Origin of the sequence: Streptomyces sp. NPDC057697 (assembly GCF_042799335.1) — a bacterium.
In the GTDB taxonomy this organism is placed as follows: domain Bacteria; phylum Actinomycetota; class Actinomycetes; order Streptomycetales; family Streptomycetaceae; genus Streptomyces.
Genome location: NZ_JBHVJA010000008.1, coordinates 275,170 through 296,543, shown reverse-complemented (window position 1 = coordinate 296,543; position 21,374 = coordinate 275,170). Strand labels below are relative to the sequence as shown.

18 protein-coding genes are annotated in these 21,374 nt (G+C 72.3%); 5 read left to right on the top strand and 13 right to left on the bottom strand.

The features are described from left to right. Positions 1 to 43: 43 nt before the first annotated feature. The 7 genes from ACFVFH_RS22220 to ACFVFH_RS22190 form a co-directional block, all read right to left on the bottom strand. The gene (locus ACFVFH_RS22220; RefSeq protein WP_383771419.1) at positions 44 to 1,117 is read right to left on the bottom strand and encodes an LLM class flavin-dependent oxidoreductase; all 1,074 of its coding nucleotides are present in this window, start codon (positions 1,115 to 1,117) and stop codon (positions 44 to 46) included. Positions 1,118 to 1,121: 4 nt separating this feature from the next. After that, the gene (locus ACFVFH_RS22215; RefSeq protein WP_383771417.1) at positions 1,122 to 2,000 is read right to left on the bottom strand and encodes an ABC transporter substrate-binding protein; all 879 of its coding nucleotides are present in this window, start codon (positions 1,998 to 2,000) and stop codon (positions 1,122 to 1,124) included. Continuing rightward, positions 2,001 to 2,756 carry an ABC transporter ATP-binding protein gene (locus ACFVFH_RS22210; protein ID WP_383771415.1) on the bottom strand — a complete coding sequence of 252 codons (756 nt, stop codon included), beginning with the start codon at positions 2,754 to 2,756 and terminating at the stop codon, positions 2,001 to 2,003. Continuing rightward, the gene (locus ACFVFH_RS22205) at positions 2,753 to 3,583 is read right to left on the bottom strand and encodes an ABC transporter permease (protein WP_383771413.1); all 831 of its coding nucleotides are present in this window, start codon (positions 3,581 to 3,583) and stop codon (positions 2,753 to 2,755) included. The genes ACFVFH_RS22210 and ACFVFH_RS22205 overlap by 4 nt, the downstream gene beginning before the upstream one ends. Further along, positions 3,580 to 4,593: an NrtA/SsuA/CpmA family ABC transporter substrate-binding protein gene (locus tag ACFVFH_RS22200; RefSeq protein WP_383771411.1), complete on the bottom strand. Its 1,014-nt coding sequence runs from the start codon at positions 4,591 to 4,593 to the stop codon at positions 3,580 to 3,582. The genes ACFVFH_RS22205 and ACFVFH_RS22200 overlap by 4 nt, the downstream gene beginning before the upstream one ends. A 13-nt stretch (positions 4,594 to 4,606) precedes the next feature. Continuing rightward, positions 4,607 to 5,632, bottom strand: coding sequence for an ABC transporter substrate-binding protein (locus ACFVFH_RS22195; protein ID WP_383771409.1), 1,026 nt, complete (start codon positions 5,630 to 5,632; stop codon positions 4,607 to 4,609). A 137-nt stretch (positions 5,633 to 5,769) separates the two neighbouring features. Next, a complete protein-coding gene (locus ACFVFH_RS22190) occupies positions 5,770 to 5,880 on the bottom strand; it encodes a putative leader peptide (RefSeq protein ID WP_383771406.1) in 111 nt (36 codons plus the stop codon). A gap of 197 nt (positions 5,881 to 6,077) precedes the next feature. Between ACFVFH_RS22190 and ACFVFH_RS22185 the strand changes: the two genes are divergently transcribed. Both ACFVFH_RS22185 and ACFVFH_RS22180 read left to right on the top strand, forming a co-directional pair. Next, positions 6,078 to 6,860, top strand: coding sequence for an IclR family transcriptional regulator (locus ACFVFH_RS22185; protein WP_383771559.1), 783 nt, complete (start codon positions 6,078 to 6,080; stop codon positions 6,858 to 6,860). Between the two features lie 96 nt (positions 6,861 to 6,956). Beyond that, complete coding sequence (locus ACFVFH_RS22180) at positions 6,957 to 9,416, top strand: DEAD/DEAH box helicase (RefSeq protein ID WP_383771403.1); 2,460 nt, start codon at positions 6,957 to 6,959, stop codon at positions 9,414 to 9,416. 51 nt (positions 9,417 to 9,467) lie between these two features. On the opposite strand, the gene ACFVFH_RS22175 is transcribed toward ACFVFH_RS22180, so the two are convergent. Continuing rightward, positions 9,468 to 10,598, bottom strand: coding sequence for a multicopper oxidase domain-containing protein (locus tag ACFVFH_RS22175; protein WP_383771400.1), 1,131 nt, complete (start codon positions 10,596 to 10,598; stop codon positions 9,468 to 9,470). Between the two features lie 194 nt (positions 10,599 to 10,792). Here ACFVFH_RS22175 and ACFVFH_RS22170 point away from each other — a divergent pair, with 194 nt between their 5' ends. Beyond that, positions 10,793 to 13,285, top strand: a complete 2,493-nt coding sequence (locus tag ACFVFH_RS22170; RefSeq protein WP_383771398.1) for a ThuA domain-containing protein — start codon at positions 10,793 to 10,795, stop codon at positions 13,283 to 13,285. A 74-nt stretch (positions 13,286 to 13,359) separates the two neighbouring features. Beyond that, the gene (locus ACFVFH_RS22165) at positions 13,360 to 15,516 is read left to right on the top strand and encodes an OmpL47-type beta-barrel domain-containing protein (protein WP_383771557.1); all 2,157 of its coding nucleotides are present in this window, start codon (positions 13,360 to 13,362) and stop codon (positions 15,514 to 15,516) included. A 12-nt stretch (positions 15,517 to 15,528) separates the two neighbouring features. Here ACFVFH_RS22165 and ACFVFH_RS22160 read toward each other — a convergent pair whose 3' ends face one another. Then, positions 15,529 to 16,608 carry an ABC transporter permease gene (locus tag ACFVFH_RS22160; protein WP_383771395.1) on the bottom strand — a complete coding sequence of 360 codons (1,080 nt, stop codon included), beginning with the start codon at positions 16,606 to 16,608 and terminating at the stop codon, positions 15,529 to 15,531. Next, positions 16,605 to 17,615, bottom strand: a complete 1,011-nt coding sequence (ligD, locus tag ACFVFH_RS22155; protein WP_383771555.1) for a non-homologous end-joining DNA ligase — start codon at positions 17,613 to 17,615, stop codon at positions 16,605 to 16,607. The genes ACFVFH_RS22160 and ligD overlap by 4 nt, the downstream gene beginning before the upstream one ends. 97 nt (positions 17,616 to 17,712) lie before the next feature. Here ligD and ACFVFH_RS22150 point away from each other — a divergent pair, with 97 nt between their 5' ends. After that, positions 17,713 to 18,780 (top strand): ATP-dependent DNA ligase, encoded by a 1,068-nt coding sequence (locus ACFVFH_RS22150; RefSeq protein ID WP_383771392.1) that lies wholly within the window; start codon positions 17,713 to 17,715, stop codon positions 18,778 to 18,780. Here ACFVFH_RS22150 and ACFVFH_RS22145 read toward each other — a convergent pair. The 3 genes from ACFVFH_RS22145 to ACFVFH_RS22135 are packed head-to-tail and all read right to left on the bottom strand — an operon-like array spanning position 18,763 to position 21,321. Beyond that, entirely contained in the window at positions 18,763 to 19,977 is a 1,215-nt protein-coding gene (locus ACFVFH_RS22145) for a lytic murein transglycosylase (RefSeq protein ID WP_383771389.1), read from the bottom strand. The two genes, ACFVFH_RS22150 and ACFVFH_RS22145, sit on opposite strands and share 18 nt — an antisense overlap. A 25-nt stretch (positions 19,978 to 20,002) precedes the next feature. Then, a complete protein-coding gene (locus ACFVFH_RS22140) occupies positions 20,003 to 20,749 on the bottom strand; it encodes a hypothetical protein (protein ID WP_383771386.1) in 747 nt (248 codons plus the stop codon). Between the two features lie 41 nt (positions 20,750 to 20,790). Continuing rightward, positions 20,791 to 21,321: a hypothetical protein gene (locus ACFVFH_RS22135; protein WP_383771383.1), complete on the bottom strand. Its 531-nt coding sequence runs from the start codon at positions 21,319 to 21,321 to the stop codon at positions 20,791 to 20,793. Positions 21,322 to 21,374: the final 53 nt, after the last annotated feature.

Below are 21,374 nucleotides of genomic sequence, written 5' to 3'. Positions count from 1 at the left end.
GAGCGGGGCCGCCGACCCGTACGCTCCCGCTCCCCGGCCGGGGTCAGCGTGTGATCCCCAGGGCCGGGAGCACCGTCTCGGCCACCCGGTAGGCCTCCTCCAGCAGCGGGTTGCCGGAGAGGATGAAGGTGTCGACGCCCAGGTCCTGGAACTCCGCGAGACGCTCGACGACCTGGGCCGTCGAGCCGACGACCGCGGTGCCCGGACCGGGGCGGAACAGGCTCATGCCCGGCCACATGTTGGGGTGCGTCTCCAGCTCCCGGGCATGCGCGGGAACCCTGCCGCCGTGCTGGCGGAACTGGCGCTGCCAGCCCACCCCGTCCTCGCCCGCCCGGTCGCCGAGCTGCCGGGCGTACGTGGCCGCGCTCGTCACGTCGAGGAGCCGGTCGGCCGCCGCCCATGCCTCGTCCTCCGTGTCGCGGACGATGAGGTGGAGGCGGAGCCCGATCCTGAGCGTCCGGCCGTACGCGGCGGCCCGCTCCCTGACCCGGTCCAGCTTCTCCTTGAGCAGGTGCGGGGGTTCGCCCCAGGTGAGGAAGACGTCGACGTGCTCGGCCGCCATCTCGATGCCGGGGTCGGACGAGCCGCCGAACCACAGCGGGATGTGCGGCTCCTGGACCGGTGTCAGCTCCCTGAGGGACGCGCCCGCGTTCCTCAGATCGTAGAAGCGGCCCCGGTGGTCGAAGACCTCGCCGGCGGTGAGCCGTTTGACGATCGACCAGTACTCGGCGCTCAGTTCGTACCGCTCGTCGTGTTCCACGTGGAGTCCGTACTCCTGGAGCGACTTCGTCGAGCCGTTGACGACGTTGAAGCGGAGCCGGCCGCCGAAGAGGTGGTCGAAGCTCAGGGCCGTCTTGGCCAGCAGGGTGGGCGCGATCAGACCGGGATGGACCGCCAGCAGGGGCTTGAACCGGGTGCTGGTGGAGGCCGCCAGCGCGCTGCCGAGCGGCCAGACGTCGTACAGGTCGGTGGCGAGCAGCGCACCGCTGTAGCCGAGGCGTTCGACGGTGCCCGCGAGCTGGACGAGGTAGCCGAGGTCGACCGGCCGCCGCCCTTCGGGCTCCCAGGGGTAGGCGCCTTCGCGCGGGATGATGTACCAGAGGACTTCGGTCGCCATGTCGTCATGCCGCCTTGTCCGCACCGGCACCGGCCAGCGCGTCGGCGACGGTGACCGGGCGGTCGATGAAGCCGGTGCGGTGGAAGATGTCGGCCGCCTCCTGCTGCTCGGCGATGAACGCGTCGCTGACGGGCTCGATCGTCCAGGGCAGGGCGCGCAGCGCGGTCTCCCAGTCGTCGGCGGATCCACCGAGGTCGGCGGCGGCGATCTCGGCCGCCCGGCGGGGGTTGGCCGCCGCCCACGCGTCGGCGCGCCGCAGGGCGCGGGTGAGCGCCTCGATCACCTCGGGGCGGCTCTCGGCGAGGTCGCGGCGGGCGAAGAAGACGGAACGGTCGCTGATGAGGTCCCCGGTGCGGACCAGGACGCGCAGACCGCCGGTGCGTCGGGCGGCGGCGAGCTGGGCGCCCTGGGCCACCCAGGCGGCGACGGCGCCGGTGCGCAGCAGCTCCTCGCTGTCGTCGGTGCTGCGGACCGGGGTGATGTCGTCGGCGTAGGAGAGTCCGGCGTCGTCGAGCGCCTTGGCGATCAGGTGGGTCTGCCAGGAGCCGATCGCGAGGTGGACGGTGGCGCCCTTGAGGTCGGCGACCGTGCGCACGGGGCTGTCCTCCGGGACGAGCAGCGCGCCGTGTCCGGGGCGCGGCGCGGAGACGGCGGTGTACACGATGTCGTGGCCGGCGGCCTGGGCGGTGACCGGCGGGGTGGAGCCGGTGCCGCCGAAGTCGATGACGCCCCGGCTGAGGAGTTCGCCGGTGCGGACCCCGTTGGTGTACGGGTGGAAGACGACGGTCTCGCCGAGCGGGGCCAGTTCCTCCTGGGCGATGCCGAGCCGGGAGAGGTGGTAGAGGGACGGATTGCTGCTGTGCACACCGATGGTGATGGTCATTCAGATCACTCCGACTTCGGTACGTACGGGGGACTGTGCGGGATGCGGGGCCGTCTCGACCCCGAGGTCGTCCAGGAGCCGTCGGCGCAGCGCGCCGAAGGCGGGGTCGCCGGGGTCGCGTGGCCGGTCGACGGTGACGGGCTCGTCGGTGACCAGCCGTCCGTCGCGCAGCACGGCGACCCGGTCGGCGAGCCGTACGGCCTCGTCCACGTCGTGGGTGACGAGGAGGACGGCGGGCCGGTGCCTGCGGCACAGCTCGCCCACCAGGTCCTGCATCCGGAGCCGGGTCAGGGCGTCGAGTGCGGCGAACGGCTCGTCGAGCAGGAGCAGTTCGGGTTCGCGGACCAGTGCGCGGGCGAGGGCGACGCGCTGGGCCTCGCCGCCGGAGAGGGTGGCGGGCCAGGCATCGGCGTGCCGTTCGAGGCCGACTTCGGCCAGGGCCCGCAGCCCGTCTCCGGAGCGGCCGCGCGGCAGGGCCACCGTCACATTGGCGAGGACCTTCTTCGACGGTACGAGGCGGGGTTCCTGGAAGACGACGGTGCGGGCCTCGGGGACGAGGACCTCTCCGCCGTCGGCGCCGTCGAGGGCGCCCAGGATGCGGAGCAGGGTCGTCTTGCCGCTTCCGCTCGCACCGAGCAGGGCGACGAACTCGCCCCGTGCGATGTCGAGTCGGAGGCCGTCGAGCACGGTGCGGTCGCCGAACGCGCGGCGCAGTGCGCGCACCCGTACCGCCGGCCGGGGAGTCGGGTCGGTCATCGGGTGGCTCCCCGGGGGGTGCGCCAGGGCATCAGTACGCGCTCCAGCAGCCGTACGACGGCATCGGCGGTGAGGCCGAGGAGCCCGTAGACGAGGATGCAGACGGCGAGGATGTCGGTGCGGGCGTAGCTCTGCGCCTGGGACATCAGATAGCCGATTCCGGCCGTCGCGTTGATCTCCTCCGCGGCGATCAGGGCGATGACGCTGAGGGTCATGGAGAGCCGCAGCCCGGCGAGCAGGGACGGCAGGGCCCCGGGCAGGACGACCTCGCGCACCAGGGCGAACCGGCCCATGCCGAAGCTGCGCATGGCCTCGACGAGTTTGGGGTCGGTGTCGCGCACCCCGCTCGACGTCGAGACGTACATGGGGAAGGTGGTGGCGACGGCGATGAGGAGGATCTTCGCGGTCTCGTTGATCCCGAACCAGACCATGAACAGGGGCACCAGGGAGAGGAACGGGATGGTGCGCAGGGTCTGGAGGGAGGAGTCGAGGAGTTCGTCGCCGAGGCGGGTGAATCCGGTGGTGATGCCGAGGACCAGTCCGGCGGCGAGCCCGATGAGGAGGCCGAGGCCGGAGCGGGTGAGGGAGGTGGTGAGTGCGTCGGGCAGCTGTCCGTTGCCCCACAGCTCCCCCACCGCGCGCAGTACTCCGGCGGGCGAGGCGAGGACGTCGGGGGTGAGGACCCCGGTGGCGGAGGCCGCCCACCACAGGGCGAGGAGGGCGAGGGGGCCGAGGGCCCGGACGGTCGTGGACCAGGTCCGGCCGCGGGCCTTGCGCCGCTGGGGGCGGGGCCGGACGAGGCCCGGGTACGGGGCGGCGTCGCTCATTTCAGTTTCCCGATGTCGAGGAGGTGGGCGGCGACGTCGACCTTCTCCGTGGTGACCTTCTGCTCGGCGTAGAAACCGGCGACGGCCTCGAAGCGCTCGATGTCCTCGGCCGTGATGGGGTCGACCGTGCCGCCCTCGCGGGTGAACGCGGTCTGGACCTCCTTCGCCTTGCCGGTGACGGCGGTCGGTCCGACGTCCGTGAAGACGTTGAGGTACGCGGCGGGGTCGCGCTTCTCCTTGACGCTGGCGTCGTGGAGGTAGCGGTAGAGCGCCTCGACGATCGCGGGGTGCTGCTCGGCGAAGCCGGTGCGCACGGCGTTGAGGCTGTAGTTGTCGGACCCGATCGCGGCGCCGTCGGCGACGAAGTGGGCCTTGCCGCCGCCGATCTCGGCCACGGCGTAGGTCGCCCAGACGGCCCAGGCGTCGACCTTGCCCGCGTTGAAGACGGCGGCCGTCTGGTCGGGCCGCAGATAGACCCGCTCGACCGCGTCGGCGGGGACGCCGGCCTTGGCGAGCGCCTTGAGCAGCAGGTACTCGCCGGTGCCGCCCTGGTTGACGGCGACCTTCCTGCCGACGAGGTCCTTGACCGACGTGATGCCGGAGCCGTTCTTGACGAGGATGCCCTCACCGGCCGCGTCCGGGGCGACCGCGGTGAAGAACTTGAAGCCGGGGCGCTGGGCGAGCGAGGTGATCCCGGAGGTGATGGAGCCGGTGGCGATGTCCAGCTGGTCGGCGTTCATCGCCTGGGCCGCGGGGGCGAAGGGGCCCGCGCTGCCGGTCCAGCGCACGGTGGCGCCGACCTTCGCGAGCGCCTTGTCGAGGCTGCCGTCCTTCTTGCCGAGGGCGAGGACACCGGAGTTCCCGGGGTCGGGGATACGGATGTCCACCGTGCCCCCGGCGCCCCGGCCGCCGCTGTCGGCCTCGGAGGAGCCGCAGGCGGTGAGGGCGAGGAGCGCGGTGGCCGTGAGCAGCGCGGCGGCGGCCGTGCGCAGTGGTCGGGACGGGTTCATGGTGTCGGAGACCTCACAACTCGGGGGAAGGGACGCGGTGGACGGGGCGGGAGGCGGCCAGCGCGGTGGCGCGGCGCAGCGGCTCGGGGTCGGCCCAGGCCGTGATGTCGACGGGTTCGGGCAGGAAGCCGTGGGCGCGCAGTGCGGCTTCCTGCTCGGCGAGCAGGGCCAGGCGGTCCGGGGAGAGACCGGGGTGGAGGGCGAGATGGGTGCCGGGCCGGTAGGCCCCGGCGACGCCGTCGGCGCCCGCGCCGGTCTCGGCGCCGAGGATGCGGGCGACCTCGGCGGGCTGTCCGGTGGCCCAGTCCGCTGCCCGGAGCAGGACGGCGAGGAAGCGGTCGACGAGGCCGGGGTGGTCGTCGAGGAGCTGCTGGTGGACGGTGATGGGGCGCGGGGTGCCGTTGTTGATCCGGAACCGGCGGTCGGCCAGTTCGTCGAGTTCGACGGCGACCTCCGCGCCCTCGCGCCGGGCGGCCTCGACGGCGAGCGCGCCCTTCACGTACACGGCGTCGACGTCACCGCGCCGCAGCGCCGCCAGCTCGGCGGCCCACTGGCCCGGGTGTCCGGCGGCGGGTACGTCGACGAACGCGGCGTCTTCCGGGGCGAGCCGGGCGGAGGCGAGCGCGCCCTCGAAGCCGCGCAGCGCCATGGCCCGCCAGAAGTCGATGGCGAGGGCGTGCACCGGAACGGCGAGCCGCAGTCCGCGCAGGGCCGCCGCTCCCCGGATCCCGGAGCCAGGGCGGACGAGTACGGTCTGCCGCTCCTCGATCCAGGTGAGTCCGATCAGCCGGGTCCGCTCCCCGCGCGACCGGGCCCACAGGGCGGGCACGTTGCCGCCCTCGCGGAACAGGCCCGGCAGGGCGTGGGTGAAGTGGGCGGCCCGGTCGGCGCCGGGCGCCGCGTCCTGGAGGGAGCGCACCGTGATGCCGTCGGGGGCGAACTCCTCGGTGAGCCACCGGCGGTCGGCGGCGATGCCGGTCGCGGTGGGGACGGGGCAGCGGGTGAACCAGAGTGTCCGTGGCAGGACGGCATGCGTCATGGGGGTCTTCCCGAGGGGTCGGCGAAACGGAGTGGGTGCGGGGTACGCCGGGATGCGGTCACCGGGTACGGCCGAGGGCCCCGGCCGCGGCGGAGGGCAACAGGGGGCGCGTGGGGAACGCGGGAGAAAGGGGGGTGTCAGCGACAGGCGGAGCTGGAGACCCGCGCGAGGTCGATGTGACGGCGCAGTGTCAGGGCGAGCGGGACCGGAGCGGCGTGGGCGGGGGGCGCGGTTCGGCGTCCGGCCATGGCACTGCTCCCTTCAGCTCGTCGGTGATGACGCGCCGAGACTGCCACGCGCCGAGGCCGTCCCACAACTCGCTTCCCATGATGTGGGATTCAGTGTGAACACAGTGTTTCACCACGGCGTTCCGCACCCTCCCCACTCCCGTAATGTGGCAAGCACATGCCATGCCCATCCCCTCATGAGCGGAGTGTGGACCGATATGACCGAGGCCGCGGCGGCGCCCGCCCCCGCAGGCGCGCAGGCGGTCCGGCGCGCCCTGGACGTCCTGCACTGTTTCCACGACAACGGCCCCGACCTCAGCGCCTCCGACCTCGCCCGCCGTCTCGGGCTCTCCGTCTCCACGGCGCACCGGCTGGCCCGCACCCTGCTCGCCGCGGGCTTCCTGGAACAGGACCCCCGCACCTCCCGCTACCGGCTGGGCCCCGCCGTGACCGAGCTGGGCAGGCTCTCGTACCACCAGCGGGGCCTGCATCTCGCCGCCCCCGAGCTGACCGATCTCGCCGAGCGCACCGGCGCCACCGCCGACCTGGCGCTGCGCAGCGGCCCCCACGCGGTGATCGTCGCGGGCGGTTCGGTCACGCCGAAGGTCGGGCTGCGCAGGCCGCTGCACTCCACCGCGCTCGGCAAGGTCCTGCTGGCCTGGGCGCGGCCGGGCGAGGGCGGGCCCGCCTCGCTGCCTCCGCTGCCCGCGTTCACCGACCGCACGATCGTCGAACCGGCGGCGCTGGAGGTTGAGTTGGCGAAGGTCCGGGCCGATGCGTACGCGCTCAACGACGGCGAGTCGGCCCACGGGGTGCGGACCCTGGCGGTCCCGGTCCTGGACGGCGCCGGTCATGCCCGCTTCGCCCTGGCGGTCCGGGCCACACCGGCCGTGATCACGGACGCCCGCATTGGCTGGTTCCTCGCACAGGCCCGTTCCTGCGCACGGGCGCTGGAGGTCCTGCTGCTCTCCCCCGCCGAACGTCGGCCGCCCGCTCCCTGAGCAGCCGGACTGTCGGTGCCGCGTGGCACGATAGGAGCCGTCCGGGGCTGGTGCCGGGCAGGGCGGCAGCGGGGCTGCGCGGACAGAGGGACGTACATGACACAGGCCGGGCCGACGGCGGACGGGACGCACACGGGAAGGGCCGCCCGGGAGCTGCTGACGCGGGCCGAACGGCTGCTGGCGACCGCGCGCACGGTCCTGGCCGACCACTCCCGCGCGGTCGGCGCCGTGCACACCGCGTTGGATCCGCTGCTCGACGCCCTGGTCCGCCGGGAGCTCGCCGCCATCCCGGCCTCCCGGCTGAAGGACGTCACCGAGGGCAGGCTGCGGCTCGGCGCGGTCGAACAGGCCGGTTTCACGACCGTCGGCCAGGTCCACGAGACCAGCCGCTACGAGCTGCGGCAGATCCCCGGGGTCGGCGCGCAGACCGCCGACCAGGTGCTGGCCGCGGCCGCGCAGATCGCCCACGCGGTACGGGAGACGGTCGCGGTCCGGATAGACGTGGACGCCCCCGACGAGTCCACGACCGCGCTGGTCATCGCGCTGCACCGACTGGTCGACGCCGGTCCCGACGTCCGGCGGGCGGTGGACGCGGCGGGCCGGCTCGCCGGCCGGCTCGAACCCCTGCTGGAGGCGGCCGGACCGGCGCGCGGGCGGCTGCGCATGCTGTTCACCGGACGGCAGGCCCGCTCCCGGGCGCTGGAGGCCGTCGCCGAGGTGCACACCGCCGTCGTCGAGGCGGAGGAGCGCGAACTGCCCCTGTTGTTCGGGCAGGTCTCGGTCGACCTGCTGCGGGCCCCCGAGTCGGACGTCGCGGCCTGGGTGGATTTCGAGCTGCGGTCCGCCGAGTACTACAGCCTGCTCGCCGAGATGTCCGGTGCCGGTCCCGACCGGGACGCGGCCGAGGGGTTCCTGCCGTCCGGGATGGCGGACCGGGTCCGCGGCCTGCGGCTGGACGACGCCCAGCTGCGGGTCTCGCTGCGCGGCTACCAGTCCTTCGGCGCCCGGTTCGCGCTCGCGCAGAAGCGGGTGATCCTCGGCGACGAGATGGGGCTCGGCAAGACCGTCCAGGCCATCGCCGCGCTCGCGCACCTCTCGGCGCGGGGCGAGACCCACTTCCTGGTGGTCTGCCCGGCGAGCGTGCTGATCAACTGGGCGCGCGAGATCCGCGCCCGCTCGACCCTGCGCACCCTGCCGGTGCACGGCCCGGAGCGGCAGTCCGCCTTCGACGCGTGGAGCCGCGAAGGAGGCGTCGCCCTCACCACGTTCGACGCGCTCCACACGCTGCCGTCCGCCGTGGACTGCGGGGTGCGGCCCGGCATGCTGGTGGTCGACGAGGCCCACTACGTCAAGAACCCCGCCACCCGCCGCTCCCGGGCGGTGTCCGGCTGGACGCAGCACACCGAACGGGTGCTGTTCCTGACCGGCACGCCCATGGAGAACCGGGTCGAGGAGTTCCGCAGCCTGGTCCGCCATCTCCAGCCGGAGCTGGCCCCTTCGATACACACCACCCATGGGGCCGCCGGTTCGCTCGCCTTCCGCAGGGCGGTCGCCCCGGCCTATCTGCGGCGCAACCAGGTGGATGTGCTGACCGAACTCCCGGCGCTGGTGCAGGTCGACGAGTGGGAGCGGTTCAGCCCGGACGATCTCGCCGCCTACCGCGAGGCGGTGGAGGCCGGGCAGTTCATGCGGATGCGCCGGGCGGCGTACGCCCGGCCCGCCACGTCCGCGAAGCTGAACCGGCTGCGCGAGCTGGTGGCCGAGGCCGCGGGCAACGGCCTGAAGGTCGTGGTGTTCTCCTACTTCCGCGAGGTGCTCCACACCGTCGGACAGGCCCTGGATTCACCCGTGTTCGGCCCGCTCTCGGGAAGCGTTCCGGCCCCCCGCCGCCAGCAGCTGATCGACGACTTCGGTGCCGTGGACGGCCACGCCGTACTGCTCAGCCAGATCCAGGCGGGCGGGGTCGGGCTGAACATGCAGTCGGCGTCGGTCGTCATCCTCTGCGAACCGCAGATCAAGCCGACGATGGAGCACCAGGCGGTGGCCCGCGCCCACCGGATGGGGCAGATACGGACCGTCCAGGTGCACCGGCTCCTCGTCGCCGACAGCGTCGACGAACGGATGCTGGACATCCTGGCCCGCAAGGAGCGGCTGTTCGACCTCTACGCACGGCGCAGCGATGTCGCCGAGACGACCCCGGATGCCGTGGACGTGTCGGACGGCGCCCTGGCCCGGCGCATCGTCGAGGAGGAACAACTGCGCCTGGCGACAGCGCCGACCACGACAGAGGCCACCCCCACGACGGACGGCGCCGCCGAGACGGCCGGGACCGGCGGGACTGACGGGACCGGCGAGGCGGACGGAACCGACGGAGCCGCCGGGGCGGACGGGACCGACGGGACCGACGCCACCCCGACGACCGACGCCGCCCCCGCGACGGACGGCACCGATCGGGCGGACGGAACCGGCGGAGCCGACGCCACACCCGCGACGGCCGGGTCCGGCGGGACGCCGCCGGGGGCCTCGGCGACGGTGCCCGGGGCGCGGGAGGGCTGACGCCGTCGGGACGTACGGCCCGGCGGCGTCGGTGCCCGCGGACCCGCGGGGTCAGGCCCCGTGCGCCTGTGGGTCGTGCGCGGCCGCGCTCTTCGCGGGGGCCTCCCCGGAGGGCGCCGCTTTCCCGCGCCCGGCCCCGCCTTGAGCCGCCCCGCCTTGAGCCGCCCCGCCTTGAGCCGCCCCGCCCGGAGTCGCCTTCCCCGGAGCCTCCTTGCCGTGCGCCTTCATGTCGTGCGGCTCGTACCCCGGCACGGTGCCGTCCGGTTTGGCGACCAGCAGCAGCCCGGCCATGCCCATGTCGGAGTGGCTCTGCACATGGCAGTGGTACATCCAGGCGCCCGCGCCCACGTGTTCACCCGCGATGACCTGGAAGCCGAAGGAGTCCGCCGGGCCGACGATCTTCGTGTCGATCACCCGGCTCGGGTCGTCGGGGCCGGTGAGCAGCCCGGTCCGGTTGTCCGCCCAGTGATGACCGTGGATGTGGAAGGTGTGGTAGTACTCGCCGTGCGTGATCATGACGACTTCGAGTCGGTCCCCCACCGTGGCCTCGAAGTTCGGGCTCTCGTGGGCCGCCTTGTTGTTGATCGTCATGTCGTTGAAGACGATCGTGATCGTCTTGTCCGGCAGGATGTCGCCCTTGCGCCGGACGACGAGCGGACCGTAGAGACCCTTGCGGATGCCGCCGGTGCCGTGGTCCGTGCCGACGACGTGGTCGTGGTAGTGCCAGTAGCCCGCGCTGCCCGGCTGCCAGGTGCCGTCCTTGCGCCGGCCGGGGGCATGGGTGCGCCAGGTGTACGTACGGGTGTCGCCGGGTTCGACGATGCTCCTGTTCATCCGGGTGCCGTCGCTCGCGATGTCGAAGTCGACGCCGTGCGCGTGCAGGCTGACCGGTACGTCGGCCGTGTTCTCGAACTCGATGTGCAGGGTGTCGCCCTCGTTCATCTCGATGAGCGGGCCGGGGACCGACGCCTTCCCCTTCTCCAGGCCGTACCCCATCTGACCGTCCGCCAGTTTCTCCGCGTACAGCTTGAGATGGCGGACCGCCCCGCCCGCCGGGGCGGTGGCCAGGGACGGTTCCGCCGAGCTGGCGTCGATCGAACCGAGGGACAACGATGTCAGTCCGGTCGCGGCCGCCACTCCGCCGCCGACCAGCATCCTTCGGTTGAAGCTCCTTCTGTCCATGCCGAACTCCCCACTGGGCCACGGGATTCGGAGCGTCGACCCGCCCCGGACGGCCCACACCGTAGCCGGAGGAACCCCGTTTATCCACAGTCAGGACAAAGTTCGTGCAATTGCCGCCATAGCTATTGGCGGACCGCGAAAAGAGGTCTAGCTTCATGCGCTGTTGCAGTGACCAAAGAGGGGTGGGTGACCACATGCAGCGCACACCACATCACAGGTCCAGATCGCGACGCGGCCTCGCGGCGGGCCTCGCGGCCGGCGCACTGACCGCTTCCCTGCTCGGCGCCGGCACGGCCGACGCCAAGCCCTATCCGGAACCGCCCGGCGCTCGGGCGACAACGTTGTCCCTCCCGTCGCCGCCGGGTGGCGCCGATGTCAAGGTGCTGGTGTTCCACGCCTCGGCGACCGAGGAGTCCCCGACCGTCGACGCCGGAATCGCGGCCATCGAGAAGATCGGCCTCACGGGGCCGGAGTCCGGCCGGTTCAAGACCGTCGCCACCGACGACCCCGCGGTCTTCACCAAGGCCAAGCGGCTCGGCACCTTCAACGCCGTGGTCTTCCTGACCGGCGGCGGGGACGTCCTCGACCCGGAGCAGGAGGCCGGTCTGGAGGCGTACATGGAGGCCGGCGGCGGCTTCCTCGGCATCCACGACGCCGCACGCACCGAACCGTACTCGGACTGGTTCACCGGCCTGGTCGGCGCCCGCCCGGCGGCGGACAGCCCGACCGCCGTGCAGCGGGCGACGGTCGAGGTCGGGGACCGGCAGCATCCGGCGACCAAGAACCTCCCGCTGGAGTGGAAGCGCCCCGACAAGTGGCTGAACTGGACGAAGAACCCGTCCGGCGACGTGCACACCGTGGCCCGCGTCCGCGAGATCACCTACAAGCCGGGCGCGAGCGCCAACGGCTGGGACCACCCGGTCTCCTGGTGCCGCGACTACGACGGCGGCCGCTCCTTCTACACCGCGATGGGCGGCACGGCCGACAGCTTCGCGGAGACCGACTTCCGTGACCACCTGCGCGGCGCGCTGGACTGGACGACCCGGATCTCGCAGGCCGACTGCAAGGCCACGATCGACTCCAACTACAAGGCCGAGCGGGTCACCCAGCCCAACCAGCCGGGCCTCAACGACCAGATCGGCGAACCGCACGGCCTGGTCACCGCCCCCGACGGCCGGGTGCTGTACATCGGCCGCGGCGGCGCCGACAGCAGCAGGCCGGTGGTGACCGACTGGAACGACCCGGACGTCGGCAAGGGCCAGGGGCAGATCCATGTCTACGACCCGAAGACCCGAAAGGTGACCCTCGCCGGTGAGCTGACGGTCTTCGGCAACAAGGGCGGCGGCGACGAGCTGGTCAAGGTCGAGGAGGGACTGCTCGGCATCGAGCTCGACCCGGACTTCGAGAAGAACGGCTGGGTGTATCTGCACTACACCCCGCACGCCAAGCTCGACCGCGACAAGCAGATGGCGGTGCGTCAGGTCTCCCGCTTCACCCTGGACCTGGCCACCGACAAGCTGGACCTGTCCTCGGAGAAGGTGCTGCTGCACTGGCCCGTCCAGGTCCACAGCTGCTGCCACGCGGGCGGCGGGATGGCCTGGGACTCCAAGGGCAATCTGTACATCGCGACCGGTGACAACAACTCCTCCGGTTTCAGCGACGGTTACTCCGGCAACAACCCGCAGCCGAACTACAAGGGCGTCTCGTTCGCCGACGCCCGCCGCACCGCGGGCAACACGAACAACCTGAACGGGAAGATCCTCCGGATCCACCCGGAGGACGACGGCACCTACACCCTGCCCGAGGGCAACCTCTTCACCGGCAAGGAGCCCGACGAGGGCGGTGGCAAGACCCGTGGCGAGATCTATGTGATGGGCGTGCGCAACCCGGCCCGGATCTCCATCGACAAGTCGACGGACACGCTGTACGCGGGCTGGGTCGGCCCCGACGCGGGCGCCCCCTCCACCACCTGGGGCCCGGCCAAGTACGACACGTTCGCCGCGATCACCAAGGCGGGCAACCACGGCTGGCCGTACTGCATGGGCAACAAGCAGCCCTACCGGGACCGCAATCTGCCCGACCCCGCCAAGCCGCTGGGCTGGTACGACTGCGACCACCCGAAGAACGAGTCGCCGAACAACGACGGTCTGGTGAACCTGCCGCCGGTCACCTCCAACACCATCTGGTACTCGCCGCAGGGCGGTGGCGTGGACTACCCGCGCGACGCGAACGGCATCCCGAGCTACAAGGTCGAGGACCAGAAGGAGCTGCTGCCGTGGCTCAAGGGCGGCGGCCAGGCCACGATGAACGGCCCGGTCTACCGGTACGACGCGGCGAGCACCAGCGCCGACAAGTGGCCCTCCTACTGGGACGGCAAGTGGTTCGTCGGTGACTTCTACGACGACACCCAGCCCCGGCACGCCGTACTCACCGACCCGAGGACGGTCGGCAAGGGCGGTCTGCCGACGCACGCCGAGTCGCTGCGGAAGATCATCCCCGTCGGAGCGGACGGCATCCGCAACCTGATGGACTGGAAGTTCGCCCCGGACGGTTCGCTGTACGTCCTGGACTACGGGCGCGGCTTCTTCACCTCCGACTCCAAGTCCGCGCTGTGGCGCGTGACGTACAAGGGCGGCGGCCCGACCCCGGCCGCCGGGGACCTGGCCAGGAAGGCGGCGGTACGGTGAGACATCGTCCGGTTCTCTCACGAAAGCGCGGCCGGCCCGCCCGGCTGTGGCTCGCGTTGCTGGGTTCGTTCCTGATGGTGCTGGGGCTGACGTCGACGGCGGCGTACGGCCGCACGGCGGCTTCCTCGGGCGCGGCGGCCGACCAGGTCCTCACCTGGACCGCGGGCGACCCCATCGACCACTATCTCTCCGCCCCGAAGACCGCGGTGGCGGGCAAGGCGACCATCGTCTTCGAGAACAGCGCGGCGACCGGGAACACCACGGGGATGCCGCACACCCTCACGTTCGGCGTCTCGGACCCGGAGTTCAACGACGACGTCACGCTGAACATCCTGGCCAACCCGGGTGACGACCAGGGCGGCAAGCACACCGCCGAGGTCACGCTCTCCCCCGGCCGGTACTTCTACCACTGCACCATGCCGGGGCACGAGGCGATGCAGGGCATCCTCGTGGTGACCGACGGCGGTGGCGGCGAGGACACCACGGCGCCCGGCACCTCCGTCGCGGTGGACGGCGACAAGAACGCCGACGGCGCGTACATCGGCCAGGCGACGGTCACCGTCTCGGCCACCGACGACGGCTCCGGCGTCGACACCGTGGAGTACGCGGTGGGCGCGGACGGCGCCTGGCAGCCGTACACCGCGCCGGTCGTGGTCGGCGAGGTCGGGACGCACACCATCCGCTACCGGGCCACCGACAAGGCGGGCAACACCTCGGCCGAGAAGTCCGTCGACTTCACCGTCGCCGCACCGCCCACGGACGACGGGACGCCGCCGGAGACCTCCGCGACGGTGTCCGGCGAGAAGGACGGCCAGGGGCGCTACCTGGGCATGGCGACGGTCACCGTGACCGCCTCCGACACCGGGTCCGGCGTCAACACCATCGAGTACGCGCTCGGGGCGGACGGCGCCTGGCAGCCGTACACCGCACCGGTGATGGTGCACGGGACCGGCGACCACCAGGTCCGCTACCGGGCCACCGACAGGGCGGGCAACACCTCGGCCGAGAAGTCGGTCGACTTCACCGTCGTCGCGCCCCCGACGCAGGACAAGACCCCGCCGGAGACCTCGGCGAAGGTGGAGGGCGCCAAGAACTCCGACAACGCCTACATCACCAGCGCCAGGGTGACCGTCACGGCGACCGACGCCGAGTCGGGCGTGGACAAGGTCGAGTACTCGCTCGACGGCGGCCCGTACCTCGCGTACACCGGCACCGTGATCGTCGACCGCGTCGGCTATCACACCGTGGCCCACCGGGCGACCGACAAGGCCGGCAACACCTCCGTCGCGAAGCAGGTGTCGTTCACCGTCGCGGAGAGCGGAGGCGTACCGGCTCCGAACTGTCCGGAGTTCGACGAGCGGCTCACCGTGATCGTCGGCACGGTCGACACCGGGGTCCCCAACCGGATCACGGGCAACCGCTGCACAATCAACGAGCTGATCGAGGACGAGAAGGACTGGTCGTCGCACGCGCTGTTCCTCAAGCACGTCGACGGTGTCCTCGACAAGCTGCTCGCCGCCGGGGTGATCGACGCCCGCGAGCAGAAGAAGATCTACCGGGCGGCCAAGCAGTCGGGGATCGGGCTCCCGGGCCAGGACGAGGGCTACAAGAAGCTCTTCGACGGCACGGCGGCGTCCTTCGCCAAGTGGCAGCAGGTCGGCGGCGGCAAGTTCGGGCTCAACCCGGACGGCACCCTCACCAGCTCCTCCGCCGTGGACGGCATGGGCATGCTCTGGTTCCCGGGCCGGCAGTACGGCGACTTCTCGCTCAAGCTCCAGTGGCGCGACGACGCCCCGGGCTCGGGCAACGCCAACAGCGGGGTGTTCGTCCGCTTCCCGAACGTCCACGACAACCCGGAGGAGTCGCGCCCCGAGTGGGTCGCCATCAAGTACGGCCATGAGGTGCAGATCCTCGACCGTCCCGACGGCGACATGTACAAGACCGGCTCGGTCTACGGCTTCGACCGGATCGGTCTGGCGGGCGCCGGGGTCACGCCCAAGGGCACCTGGAACGACTACGAGATCCGGGTGGTGGACCAGCACTACTCGATCTACCGCAACGGTGTCCTGCTGAACGAGTTCGACAACAACGGCGGCCAGTTCTTCGAGCCGCCGCGCGACGACGATCCGGGCACCGACGGCCGGCGGTACGCCTCCGGTTACATCGGGCTCCAGGTCCACAGCGCCACGGACGTGGTCTCGTACCGCGACATCCGTATCAAGGAGCTGTAGCCCCGGGCGGGATCAGGTGGCCGTGGCCGCGTGCTGAGGCATGTGGTCACGGCCTCCGGGGTGCCGGTGGCGCCACACCCAGAACACCGTGCAGGAGACCAGCGCCCAGACCCCGAGCACCAGATACGGGAAGAGCCGCTGGTGGCCCTGGTAGTAGACCGCGGTGTGCTGGGCGTTGACCGAGGCTCCCGGCGGCAGCCAGCGTCCGATGTGCCCGAGCACGGACGGCAGCAGCGGCCAGGAGACCGCCCCGCCGGACGAAGGGTTCCCCAGGAGCACCATGACACCCCAGGTCGGGAGCATCGCCCAGCGGCCCATCAGGGTGTTGAACATGGAGAAGACCATGCCCGAGGTGAACATCGTGAACGCCAGGATCAGCCAGGACTGGAAGAACGGCAGGTCCACCGCGCCCAGCCACCAGTCCACCACCGCGGCGATGACGAAGGCACCGAGCAGGGCGTAGGCGACGGTGAAGGCGATCCGTTCCAGCGGGTTCAGGCCGCGGGCGTGCACGCTCAGCTGGATCGCGCCGACGAAGCCGACGATGACGGCGGCGAGAGAGATGTAGAACAGGGCCAGTCCGCGCGGGTCGCCGCGTTGCAGGGGTTTGATGTCCCGCACCGCGACCGGCTCGCCCAGCTCGGCCCCCACCTTCGCCGCGGACTCCGTGAGCAGCTGGGCGACGGCGGCGCCGGAGGCGCTCGCGACGTCCAGCGCGACACCGCGGCCCGTGACCCGCACGATCGCGAAGACCTCCTGGTCGTCCAGTGCCTCCCGGGCCCGGGAGGCGGTCGCGAACACATGGATGTCGAGGGAGGCGTCCAATGCCTTGTCCATGCCCGCGACGAACGCCTTCCCGCGCTCCGTCGTCGGGTGGCTGACCACGGCGGTCGGGATCCGGTGCGGGGTCGGGTTGGCCATCGCGTAGGTGTAGGAACCGGCGAAGAGCCCGGCCGCGGCGGCGAGGATGAACACCAGGACGACCGCCGGGAAGTACGGCGAGTCCTTGTACGCGGCCCATTTCTGGGCACGCGTCGGCGGCCTGCCGTGCGCCCCGTGCGGTGCGGCGGGCCGCGGGTCGGGCGCGCTCATCCCCCGGTGCCCTCCTCCTGCCGGGCCCGGCTGGGCTGGACCCGTTTCGGTTCGCCGGGCATCTTCGGGTACTCCGGCGGATACGGCTGGTCGCCGAGTCCGCGCTCCCGCTCGTCCCGGTCCGCCAGCTCCAGCAGCCCGTCGAGCCGGAAGGCGTGGTCGTCCATGTCCGCGTGCACGTCGCCCAGGTCGGCGTAGCGCTTCGGCATGGTCCTGATGTCGAAGTCGCGCGGTTCGGCGTCGTCGACCTCCTCCCAGCGCAGCGGGGCGGAGACGGGGGCGTGGGGCCGGGGGCGCACGGAGTAGGCGGAGGCGATGGTGCGGTCGCGGGCGGTCTGGTTGTAGTCGACGAAGATCCGCTCGCCGCGCTCCTCCTTCCACCAGGCCGTGGTCACCCGGTCCGGCATACGGCGTTCCAGTTCCCGCCCGACGGCGATGGCGGCCCGTCTGACCTCGGTGAACGTCCACTCCGGTGCGATCGGTACGTAGACGTGGATGCCCCGGCCGCCGGAGGTCTTGGGCCAGCCGCGCAGCCCGTGGCCGTCGAGCACGGACCGCAGCTCGTGGGCGGCCCGCACCGCGTCGGCGTAGTCCGTTCCGGGCTGCGGGTCGAGGTCGATGCGCAGTTCGTCGGGGTGGTCGGTGTCGGCGGAGCGGACCGGCCAGGGGTGGAAGGTGAGGGTGCCGAGGTTGGCCGCCCAGAGGACGGCGGCCGGCTCGGTGGGGCAGATCTCGTCGGCGGACCGGCCGCTCGGGAAGTCGATCCGTGCCGTGGGGATCCAGTCGGGGAGGTTCTTCGGGGCCCGTTTCTGGTAGAAGAACTCGCCCTCGACACCGTCCACGAAGCGCTGGAGGGTGGTGGGCCGGTCACGCAGGGCGCGGGTGATGCCGGGCCCCACGGCGAGGAAGTACTCGGCCACGTCCCTCTTGGTGTAGCCCTTCTCCGGGAAGTAGATCTTGTCCGGATGGGAGAGCCGTACGGCTCGTCCGCCGGCTTCGAGCTCCACTGCTTTCACCGCTGCACCCATGACGGTCACGGTAGGCCGGGCTCCCATATGGCGCATATCGGGAGACTCGCGCCCGGTGGCGGGTGAGAATCGGGCCATGGACCTGCCGGTGATGCCTCCTGTGAAGCCGATGCTCGCCAAGTCCGTGGCCAGGATCCCGCCCGGCATGCAGTACGAGGCGAAGTGGGACGGCTTCCGCGCGATCGTGTACCGGGACGGCGACGAGGTGGTGATCGGCAGCCGCACCGGGAAGCAGCTGACCCGTTACTTCCCCGAGCTAGTCACCGCCGTGCGGGAGAATCTGCCGCCGCGCTGTGTGATCGACGGCGAGATCGTGGTCGTCCACGACGGACGGCTGGACTTCGACCGGCTCAGCGAGCGCATCCACCCCGCCGACTCCCGGGTGCGGCTGCTCGCCGAGCGGACACCGGCGAGTCTGATCGCCTTCGACGTCCTGGCGGTGGGGGACCAATCGCTGCTCTCCGCCCGGCAGTCCGAGCGCCGTGCCGTGCTGGAGGCGGCCCTGTCCGCGGCCTCGCCCCCGGTCCATCTCGCCCCGGCGACCACCGACCCGGCCCTCGCCCAGGAGTGGTTCGAGCGGTACGAGGGGGCCGGGCTCGACGGTGTGGTGGCCAAGCCGCTCGGTCTGCCGTACCGGCCCGACACCCGGGTGATGTACAAGATCAAGCACGAGCGGACCGCCGACTGCGTGGTGGCGGGGTACCGCTTCCAGCGCAACGGGCCGGTCGTGGGCTCGCTGCTGCTCGGGCTGTACGACGCCGGGGGCGTGCTCCAGCACGTCGGGGTCTGCGCGGCCTTCCCGATGAAGCGCCGGGAGGAGCTGATCGCGGAGCTGGAACCGCTGCGCGTCGACTTCGCGGATCACCCATGGGCGGCCTGGGCCGACGCCGAGGCGCACGAGCGCGCGCGGCTGCCCGGGACGCCGAGCCGCTGGTCCGGGAAGAAGGACCAGTCGTGGGTGGCGCTGCGCCCGGAGCGGGTCTGCGAGGTGGCGTACGACCACATGGAGGGCGACCGGTTCCGGCACACCACCCGGTTCCGCCGCTGGCGGCCGGACCGCACCGCCTCCGGCTGCACCTACGCGCAGCTGGAAGAGGTGGTGCGGTACGACCTGGCGGAGGTGCTGTCAGCCGGCGGACGCTGAGCCAGACGGTGTGGCGCAGGGGTCCTCGCTGGTCGTCGGGTCGGGTTCCGGGGACTCGGTGGGCCCGGTCGTGTCGCTCGGGTCCGGGCTCGGCGAGCCGGTCGGGCAGCCGGTGCCCGGCTCCGAGGTGCCGGGGTCGGGGCTGGTGCCGGGGTCCGGGGTGGCGGACCCGCTGTCGGTCGGGTCGGGTGATCCGGTGCCCGGGTCGGTGGGGTCCGGGGAGCCGGCGGGGTCCGGGGAACCGGTCGGCGACCCGGAGGGCCTGGGGGTGGCCGACGGGGAGGGCCGGGGCGATCCGCCGGGCTGCGGGCCCACGATGATGCCGCCGCCGGGGGCGCCGGGGCCGCCGACCGGGTGCTTCGGCTCGTTCGGGCCGCCCGCGCCGGGGCTCTTGGGCAGGGTGCCCTTGCCGTCGGCCACCGGGTGGCTGCCCTTGCGGTAGAACTCCAGCCAGGAGAGCACGGTGCGCAGATAGGTGTCCGAGTGGTTGTAGCTGAGGATCGCCCGGTCCAGATCGGCCTTCACCGACAGATCGCGCGGCCCGGCGCAGAGGTAGTACCCGGCGGCGAGGGCGGCGTCGTAGATGTTGGCCGGATCGCGGCGGCCGTCGCCGTTGCCGTCCTTGCCCCAGTGGGCCCAGGTGGAGGGGATGAACTGCATCGGGCCGACCGCCCGGTCGTAGGTGCGGTCACCGTCGTACACGCCGTTGTCGGTGTCGGGTATCTCGGCGAAGCCCTTGCCGTCGAGGACCGGTCCGAGGATCGGGGTGAGCGTGGTGCCTCGGGCGTCGACCCGTCCCCCGGCCGCCTGGCCGGACTCGACCTTGCCGATCGCCGCGAGCAGCTGCCACGGCAGGCGGCAGCCGGGGTCGGTCTTCCCGAGCGCGCTCTCCGCCCTGCGGTAGGCGGCCAGCACGGTGGCCGGGATGCCCGCCTCGGCCCATGACCGGGCGGCGACCGGGCTCTGCTTCGCCCCGGCCTTCGGCGGCTCCGGCGACCGGAGCGGCGGCAGTTCGGTGTGGTACGAGTCGTCGTTGGGCACCTGCGACCATCTGACCTCGTCGGTCCCGTGCGGCTTCTTCGGTGTCGCGTCATGGCCCACGAGTCCCGGTGCCTGGGACGCGGTGAGCGCGGTCATCACGGCGACCGCTGCCGCGGTGCCGCCGAGTCCGCGGCGCATCGTGCCGTTGAACCTCATGCGTGCAGCTCCCCTCTCCCCCGGGTCATCGGGTGAACGTGTCCATGGCGGAGATCCGCCAGGTGCCGCCGCGGCGGACGGCGTCCACGGCGAACATGGCCGCCGCGTAGGTCGTCTCCTCCGACTTGCCGGTGCGGGTGTTGCTCTGGTCGGCGAAGATCAGCAGCCGGGCCCGGTCGCCGTCCAGGAGTTCGACACCGCTGTCGGTGACGGTGGTGGTCAGCACGAGCTTCTGCTTCTGTCCCTGGGCGCGGACCTGGGCGAGCATGTCCTTGTGCTGCTGCACCGCCTTGCCGACCAGATGGGTCCTGGCCGCCTCCTCGGACCTGCCGGGCGAGGCGTAGTTGTACGAGAACACCGCGCCGACTGCGTCGGCGATCTGGCCCTTCACCTCGCTGGTGCGGCCGATGTCGGTGAGGGCGGTGTTCTGCCGGGACGGGTCGTCGCGCAGTCCGGCCGCCGAGGTGAACGCCCAGGCGGCGAAGGCGCCGAGCAGGACGGTGAGGGCGCAGAGCACGGCGGGCAGCCGGACGCGGAGCCGGGCGGTCCGCCCGCCGCGCGGTTCCGGCTTCTCCGGGGCCCGCGCCGGCTCGTCGTCGTCCACGGCCCCGTCGTCGGGGGCGGTGTCCTTCGGCGCGGGGCCGCTCGCCGGCTCGTCCCGGGGCGCGTCCGTGGTTCCGGGCGCCGGCGCCTGGGCGGCCGAGGTGGCGCGTTCCGCGGCGACGGTGGCCAGACGGCGCTGACGGTTGACCAGATGGCGGGTGGTCGACATGTCCGGGGGTCCTCTCGGTGACGGGGTGGGGGGCGGTGGCGTCAGCCGGCCGTGTTGCCGACGGGCGCCTGGCCGAGGGCGCTGAGCTTCCACCCCTCGGAGGTGCGGGTGAGCTTGCCGAGCATCCGGCTCTCCTTCACCGCGGGCTTGCCCTTCGGCGCGGTCACGGTGACCCGCAGCGCCACCATGACCCCGGCCTTCCCGGCCCGGTCGTCGAGTTCGGTCACCGACCCGGACAGGATCTGGGCCGTGCTGACCGTCTTCGCCTCCTGGATCTGCTTGATGAACGCGGCCCGTCCGTCCACGAGTTGCTGGTGGAGATCGCCGGTGGTGGACTCCTCCCAGCTGTCGAGGCCCTTCTCCAGCTTCCGGTGGTCGAGGGTGTTCATGTTCTGTACGGCCTGTTCGCCCGCGGCCAGCGCCTCGTCGCGGGCCTGCGCGTACGTCGCCGCGTCGTCGTGCGAGGCGTCGTACCAGGACACCCCGCCCCAGGCGGCCGCGCCGGCCGCCGCGACCGCCAGCACGACCGCCGCCGCCGTCAGCGGGTTCCTCGTCATCCGTGCCCGTGCCATGTGCTGTCTCTCCCCTGCCGACCGATCCGTACCGGGTTGTGCGCGTGCGGGCG